General features: G+C 72.7%; 1 protein-coding gene. It reads right to left on the bottom strand.

Translation table 11 applies throughout. The features are described 5' to 3' along the window. Positions 1-278: 278 nt before the first annotated feature. On the bottom strand, positions 279-1148 hold the full coding sequence (locus ACFWOG_RS40880; RefSeq protein ID WP_380364832.1) for a hypothetical protein: 870 nt from the start codon (positions 1146-1148) through the stop codon (positions 279-281). Positions 1149-1389 lie beyond the last annotated feature (241 nt).

Here is a 1389-nt window from a genome sequence, read left to right as displayed (position 1 = left end):
CGCCACCCCGCTCGGCGCCCGTCGCCGCCCTCCGGCCCGGTCGGACAGTCCGTACGGTCAGCAGGTCACGGCAGTCGAGACGGGGACGGTCGCCGTGAAGGGGGAGAGCGGCGCGCTGCCGACGACGGTGGACGAGGTCGTCGCCGACCTGCTGGAGGGGCGCGGTGCCGAGAGCGAACCACCCGTACAGCCAGGACGGCCGGGGGGCGTCAGCGCCTGGACGTTGTCCGGTTCGGAGACCCACTCGCCGTGCGGAAGTCAGCGGTGTTCAGCGGTGTTCAGCGGTGGTCGGGCGGCTGGTCCGGCGGGTGCGGAGTCCCGTTCGTCTCCGGGCCGGTCTCGCGTTCCGCGCGGAGTGCCCCGGCGACTTCGTGGGCCCGACCGGGGTGGTAGACCGTCACCGCCTCGGGCGCGGAGTACATCGCGCCGGCCCGGGGCGTGTACCGGCGGCTGCGGACGCCGTGCCGGGTGGCCAGTTCGTCGACCGCGCTGACAGGCACGTGCCACAGGGCGGCCAGGTCCGATCCCGTCCACCATTCGTCGGGGTACAGGAATTCCCGGTCGACCTCCGTCCGATGCTCCACCGCCACGGAGGTCGGACCGAGTCGGGCGGTCAGCCAGTCGATCAGTGCCTCCGTGCGGACCTCGCACAGCGGGGCCCGGAACGCCGGTTCGCACTTCACTGCCGCCCCTTCGCGGGTGTGCAGGACCACGGCAATCGACTTTCGTCGCCCCAGCCTGAGCCGCTCGATGACGACGACGCGCTGGAGGCCGGCTGCGGAAACGGTCGAGGAGCGAAGGAGACGCGCGATCACGACGCGGGCCGCGTCCCCCTGGGGGCGGAACTCGATCCACCGCACCATCGTGGCCGCCGACACGAACACCATGGCCGTGGCGAGCGCGATCACGGCCACGACCGCGAGCCCCAGGCCGGCCCAGAGGACGGCCCAGAGGAGTCCGGAACCGGTGAGCGCTGCGACCAGGAGGACCGGCAGCAGGATGGGGGCCGCGATCCACAACGGGACCATGACGCCGCCGCCGAGCGCGAGTCCCAGCTCCTGGATCCTCCTCGGCACGAACACCAGCCGCTCACCCGATGCCGTCGTCGACACCACTCCCGCCAACGGGTCCGGGCTTCGCAGGGTCATGAGTCAAATGTAGCTACTGGCGAGCCAGTTGGTAAGAAATGCGTGGCGATGCCCGGATGTCTGCCGTGTCGCGGCGACGCAGCGCGTGCGCCACGGGCAGGTGGTGCTCGGAGCCGGGGCGGGTGCGGTTGGCGCGCGAGTGGCCGACACGACCCCCTCCGGGGCCCGGACGTGTGGGGGCCGTCGACGGCGCGGCCGTCCAGGTCCGGCGAGTCAGCGCGGCGCAGGCCCGGAGTGGGAT

Origin of the sequence: Kitasatospora sp. NPDC058406 (assembly GCF_042722765.1) — a bacterium.
In the GTDB taxonomy this organism is placed as follows: Bacteria; Actinomycetota; Actinomycetes; order Streptomycetales; family Streptomycetaceae; genus Kitasatospora.
Note: the sequence above shows the minus strand (reverse complement) of the source record. Positions and strands in the feature narration are given on the sequence as shown.